The organism is Actinophytocola sp., from assembly GCF_050699935.1.
In the GTDB taxonomy this organism is placed as follows: Bacteria; Actinomycetota; Actinomycetes; order Mycobacteriales; family Pseudonocardiaceae; genus Actinophytocola.
This window is the reverse complement of the sequence record NZ_JBOHGB010000245.1, coordinates 1-6,007: the sequence shown is the minus strand read 5'-3', so window position 1 is coordinate 6,007 and position 6,007 is coordinate 1. Positions and strand designations below refer to the sequence as shown.

The 6,007-nt window shown below is 75.5% G+C and carries 3 protein-coding genes and 1 pseudogene; 1 reads left to right on the top strand and 3 read right to left on the bottom strand.

Going from position 1 to position 6,007, the window contains the following annotated elements; translation table 11 throughout:
- Positions 1 to 348, top strand: a pseudogene (locus ACRDTB_RS36995) (hypothetical protein); the annotation flags it as partial.
- On the opposite strand, the gene ACRDTB_RS36990 reads toward ACRDTB_RS36995, so the two are convergent.
- The 3 genes from ACRDTB_RS36990 to ACRDTB_RS36980 form a co-directional block, all read right to left on the bottom strand.
- Positions 332 to 4,408, bottom strand: a complete 4,077-nt coding sequence (locus ACRDTB_RS36990; RefSeq protein WP_431436922.1) for a TIGR02680 family protein — start codon at positions 4,406 to 4,408, stop codon at positions 332 to 334. The pseudogene ACRDTB_RS36995 and the gene ACRDTB_RS36990 overlap by 17 nt on opposite strands.
- Entirely contained in the window at positions 4,405 to 5,664 is a 1,260-nt protein-coding gene (locus ACRDTB_RS36985) for a TIGR02678 family protein (RefSeq protein WP_431436921.1), read from the bottom strand. The genes ACRDTB_RS36990 and ACRDTB_RS36985 overlap by 4 nt, the downstream gene beginning before the upstream one ends.
- On the bottom strand, positions 5,661 to 6,007 hold a 347-nt coding region (locus ACRDTB_RS36980; RefSeq protein ID WP_431436920.1), incomplete at its 5' end, for a DUF2397 family protein. The genes ACRDTB_RS36985 and ACRDTB_RS36980, both read right to left, overlap by 4 nt.

The window sequence follows — 6,007 nt, the reverse complement described above, 5'->3', positions numbered from 1 at the left end:
ACGCTCCAGATCGAGTTCGTCGAGCAGGGCACGCTGATGGGTGTCGCGCTCCGGCACCCCAACGGCGGGCCGCCCCTGGCGCTGCGGCTCGACCCGGCACGCGCGGCCGCGGCGGCCGGGTTCGACTACTTCGCGATCGGCGTGCCGGATCACGCCGCGATCGAGGCGCTCGCCGCGCGGCGCAGCGAGCTCGGCGAGGAGCACGCGGGGGTCCACCCCAGCACCACACCGACCATCCGGCGGACTCCGTCACGACGATCCACGACCCCCGCGAGACCGCGGAACGGCGGGCCGCGCAGGCTCGCGGCTGACCTGTCGTGCGCCCGGAGCGTCAACGCTCCTCGGTGAGGGCGCTGCCCGTCCACACGGCGTGGGTGCACGCGATGCCCCGGCCGCCCTTCGGGCGCAGGACGTCGTAGATGTGCATCCGCGGGATCTTCTCCGACAGCCCCCACCCGCTCGGCCACGTGATGATCCAGTCCATGTCCAGGTCCACCAGCAGGCCGAGCATCCGCGCGATCGTCGGCTCGTCCAGCCGCTCGAACGCCTCGTCCAGCAGCACCAGCCGCACGGGCGGGCGCTGCGCCCCGGTGCTCACCGCGTCGTAGAACGCCGACGCCGCGGCGAACAGCGTGACGTACGAGATCAGCCGCGTCTCGCCGGAGGACAGCTGGCGCATGCGGCGCGTGCGTGGCCGGCCGTCCGGGTCCTGGTCGCGCACCCGCACGGTGAACCGGTACCAGGATCGGTAGTCCAGCGCCCGGCCGAGCACCTCCGCGTAGTCACCGGAGTGGCCGTCGCGCTCGGTGGTGATCCGGTCGGTGAGGGCCTTGCGCAGCCGCTCGTCCTCGCCGGGCCCGCGCTTCGCGAACGGGGTGCGGATCAGCGCGATCGCCCGGCGCATGTCGTCGTCCAGGTCGGGCGCCGGCTGCCAGTCCAGCTGGACGTGCACGCCCTGGCTGGAGCGGGCCACGTCGAGCGTGTCGTTCATCCGCCGGCACAGGTCGTCGGCGACGGCGAGCTGCGCGGCCAGCTTGTCGGCGAGGTCGCGCAGCATGAACGCGTCGAAGATCTGCTGGTACTCCTCGCTCAGCAGGTCCCGTTGTGTGGCAAGGCGCTCGGCCACCTCACGCGCGGCGACCGCGACCGGCCGCGGGCCGTGCGCGCCGGTCACGGTCACGGTCAGGATGTCCGCCGACCGCTGCGCCACGATGTCGTGGCTGCCCGCCAGCGCGGCCTGCAGCGCCTGCAGGTCACCCAGCACCGCGTCCTCGCCGACCGCGTCCCGGGACCGGGCGGTGAGCGCCGCGTACGCCTCGCCGAGGTCGTCCGGCCGCGGCGCGTCGACCGCCGCCGGCCACACGCCGTCGGCGGCCAGCGCGTCACGGAACCGTTGCCGCGCAAAGGCTTCCTTCTCTACCAGTTCGGCGAGCCGGGACTGCCGGGTGTCGATCTGCGTCTGCGTCTTGCCGGCCTTGACCCGCGCGTCGGTCGCCTGCTGCCGCGCGCCCGGCAGCCGCTGCCGCAGCCCGGCACGCTCCTCCTCGGCGGCCGCCAGGTCCCGCTCCAGCTGCTCGGCCGCGCCGCCGATCGAGCGGACCCGCTCGGCGTACCCGGCGGACTCGTTCGCGAAGTCCAGGCAAGCCCGCTCCGCGCCCGCCGACACCTCGGCCAGTTCCCCGGCCGCCCTCTCGTGGTTGGCCACGGCCTTGGCGAGTGTGTCGACCGCGCCCGCGCAACGCCTGCCCAGCGCGGAGACCAGCGCGTCGGCCGCGGTCCGCGCGTCCAGTGCCGCGCTTCTGGCCTGCTGCAAGGACTCCACGGACGCGTACAGGCCGGCCGCCCGTGCGTCGGCGATCAGGGCGTCCTGCCGCGCGCGGTGCCGGTCGGCCGCCGAGGTGTGCGCCTCGCGGCGGTCGATCGCCCGGCTCGCCGCGTCGTCGGCGGTGTCCGCGGCGCCGCGCAGCGTGACGTGCGCGGTGAGCAGCGCGCGGTCGTCCGGGTGCTCGTCGATGTGCCGCTCCCAGGCGGCGGCGCGCTCGCGGGCGGTGGCGAGCGCCGTGGCGGCGAGGTCGCGCTCGCCGGTCAGCCGGCCGACGGTCTCGACCAGCTCGTCGATCCGCCGCTCCCGCGCCGACTCCCGCGCGCCGGCGCCGACGAACTCCGCGGCCTGCTTGGTCATCGCGCCGGCCAGCACGCCGGCCCGCCAGCGCCCGTCCGTGGTGATCGCGAGCCCGGCGTTGATCGAGACACCGCCGAGCGCGACGCGGTCGAGCAGCCGGGCCACGATCTCCGGCGGCACCGGGGAGTCCGGCGGCACGGCCGGCACGAGCAGGGTCGCCAGCGTGGGACCGCTCGCGGCGCCGCCATCGGTGACGGCCGTCAGCTCGGCCGCGGCCGGGTCGGCGAGCGTGCCGTCCGCGGTGACCCAGGCGGTGAGCAGACCGGACGACTCCAGCGCCGCCTCGCACCCCGCGCGGGCCGCGTCGTCCACATCGGACGCGAAGTCGACGAGCCGGTAGAACGCCGCCCCGGTCGCCGGGTCCCGCACGGCCGTGGCGAACGCCGGCCGGTCGGGCTGAGTGTCCACACCGGAGCGCAGCGCGGTCAGCTCGTCGGTGGCGGCGGCGAGGCGGCGGTCCAGGTCGTCCACCAGATGCGCGGTACGCCCGACCTCCGCGTGCAGCGCGGGCAGCCGTCCGCGCAGCCACGCGTGCGCGCGCTCGGTCGCCCGCCGGGCCGCGTCCTGGTCGGCGACCAGTTCGGCCGGCGTGGGCGGCGCCAGTTCGGCCGCGGGCTCGGTGTCGGGCTCGATTCCGGCCGCCCACGCGGTGACCTGCTCGTGCCAGGCGTGGGCCACGTCGTCGAGGTGCTGGGCCGCCTCGTTGCGCCGGCCGGCGGCCTCGGTGGCGGCGAGCTGCGCGGCGCGCGCCTCCTGCTGTCGCCGGCCCAGCTCCTGCTGCTCGGCGTCCAGCTCGCGGGCCCGCTCGGCGAGGGAGAGCGTCACCGCGCAGCGCTCGCTGAGTGCGCTCGCTCCCCGCGACGCCTGCTCTGCGGCCGTGCGCAGCGCCTCGTGCAGCACGTCGGAGTCGAGCGCGGGTGGCACCCGCCTGGTCAGCTCGACCGGCGTGGCCTCCGGGTCGAGCGTGGCGCGGGCAGTCTCGTGGACCTCGGTGGCCGCCAGCTCCGGCACCTCGGGCACGGCCGGGGCGAGCGCCGGGTCGAGGCCGGCCTCGCGCATCCGCTCGCGGATGGTGGCGGCGAGGTCGGCCGCCTGCGCGGTGTCGTCGGCGAAGCGGGCCAGCTCGGCGAGCACGGAGTCGACCAGCTGCTCGGTGTGCTCGCGCTGGGTGCGCAGCTGGCGCAGCGCGCTGACCGCGGCCTGTCGCGCGGCGGACACGACCCGCTTGCGGTCGGCCAGGTCCCGCACGCTGTCGTACAGCGGGCTCGACTTGAGGTCGTCGATGCGGCCCTCGAGCGTGATCTCCCGCTCCTCCAGCGTCGCGACCTCGGCCTCCGCCTTCTCGGCCGCGGCCTCCTCGTCGCGCAGTCGCGTGGTGAGCCTGGCGAGCTCCGTGCGGGCGGCGGTCAGCTCCTTGGTGGCGTCGGTCGACCGGCGGCCGGCGGCACGCAGCGCGCCGTAGGCGTAGCCCGCGTAGCCGGTGAGGAACCGGCGCAGCGCGGTGTCCGAGGCGGCGAGCCCGCGGATGTTGTCCCGGATGGACTCCAGGTCCTCGAAGGACTGCGCGAGCTGGTCGACGACCGCGGGGTCGAGCGGGGGGAGCGAGTCGGACAGGATCTGCTCGAGCTGGCCCTCCAGTACCTTGAGCCCGACGTCCGGGTTGCGCAGTGTCCTTTGTAGATGGAGCAGGTCGGCGTAGCGGGCGGCCGGGATGCCGTACACCAGCTCGGCGATCGTGGCGCGGAACGGTTCCTCGTCGTGCAGGCAGTCCGCGCCGAGGAGGTCGCGCAGCTGGGTCGCGCCGAGCGGGGTGCCGTCCGCGACGAGCTCGAAGTCGTGCCCGACGCGCCGCTCGGTGACGAACCGCCAGGAGTCGTTGATCTGCTGGGAGGTCGCGGACGCCTTGATGCCGATGCCGGAGGTCAGGTACTCGGCGTCAGCGCCGTCGACCTCGCGGCGCAGCTCGACCCACGCGTAGCCGACGCGGTTGGGGCCGCCGGTGTAGTCGTCGAGCATCAGCCGGCGCATGCTGACCGTGTCGTAGCCCTTGGAGCCGATCTGGTGCAGGTCGCCCTCCAGGCACAGCGGCAGCAGCAGCTCGAGGGTGCGGGACTTGCCGGACCCGTTGGTGCCCTGGAAGATCGCGCGCCCGCCGGACAGGTCGAACTCCTCGACCGAGTACTGCCAGACGTTGACGATGCCGCCGCGGTGCAGCCTCCACCTCACGGTTTGTCCCCCTCGGCGCTGATGCCGGCTTCGATGCCGCCGTTGCTGCCGCCGTTGCTGCCGCCGTCGAACAGCGACCAGCCCGGGACGGGCTCCGGCTCGGGCTCCCCGCCGGCCTGGCGTGGGGTGGCGTCCGGCTCCGGCTGCCACCGGTGTGCGGCCGGGCTCAGCAGCCAGCCCTCGGCAGGTCTGCCGGCCCGCCGGGCGAGGCCCAGCGCGGCCAGCAGGTGCAGCACGTCGTCCACCAGCCGGGGCCCGCTCGCCACGACCTGCTTCGACCACGCCGCCGGGTAGGCGTCGACCAGCTCCTGGCAGACCTCGCCGACCCGCTCGGCCGTGACCGGCACCCAACCGTCCTCCGTGGAATCGGCAGTGAGCAGGTCCGGCAGTGCGAGCAGAGCGATTCGGGCCACTGTGGACTGTCCGGGGAACGCCATGTCGGTCAGGTGGTCCTCCGGGTCGGTGACCGCGACGCCTTCGAGCCGTGACTCGGTGGCCAGGCCGAAGCAGCTCTCCAGCAGCCGGGCCTCCGCCCGCGCCCGCCGGCGCAGCCAGGTCGCCTCCTCCTCGGTGAGGTCGGCGTAGTGGGTGACCGGGTTCTCGACGAGCCGGCGGCGCACCGTGTGTTCGACGCCGCGCGGGCCGGGCCGCCGTGCCAGCTCGACGAGCTCGGTCGCGCTGTGTGCGGAGCCGATGGGGCCGGCGACGAGCTGGCCGAGGAGCGAGGCGTCGATGGTCAGCAGCGCCTCGTCGCCGCCCTCGGACGGGCCGATGCCCGTGACCGTGCCCTCGGTCTCGGTGAGCACGCCGAGCGAGACCAGGTACCGCAGCGCGGACGCCATCGCGCGCAGGTCGCCGAGGTCGTCGGTGACCTCGACGCCGGCCTGCGTGGCGGCCGCGCGGACGTCGGTGACGAGGCGGGACAGCAGGGTCTGGCGGCCGGCGGTGGTGAGGGCGGCCATCGCGAGCGCGAGGTAGGCGTAGCCGTGCGGGGTCAGCGTGGGCTCGCCGCGCGTGGGGTCGTGGCCCGGGCCGGCCTTGTACAGGCGGGCGAATCGGCGCTCCACGACGAGCCGGTAGCCCAGCACGCCGGCGAACAGCTCGGTGAGGGTGTGGCGGTGGCGGTGGACCAGCGGCAGCAGCTCGGCCTCCGGCCCGCCGGCACGCAGCAGCGGGCGGCGCAGCAGGACCCGGGCACAGCGCACGACGTCGGCCTGGTCGATCTCGCCGAGCCGGTCGAGGAGGTCAGCGCTCAACCGTGTACCTCGACCGTCGTGTCGCGCAGCTCGAGCACGCCGCGCTCGGTGCGGATGGTCTGCGTGCCCTCGGCGGGCCGGATGGTGACCGTGAGGCCGCCGACCGGGTCGCCCGACTCGCCGGGGTCGGTGGTGCGCTCGCGCTGGGCCATGGCGTCGGTGAGCAGGCCGCACAACGTTCCGAGCGCGGCGGGGGAGAGGGTGACCTGGTCGAGCCGGCCCCGCGCGGCGGCCAGCTCGGCGATGGTGTCGGCGTGCCGGGCGTCGGCGTCGCGGGCCTCGGCGAGGAGCTGCTCGCGGCCGAGCGGGTCGTCGAGGATGCGGGACGTGCGGCCGCGGGCGC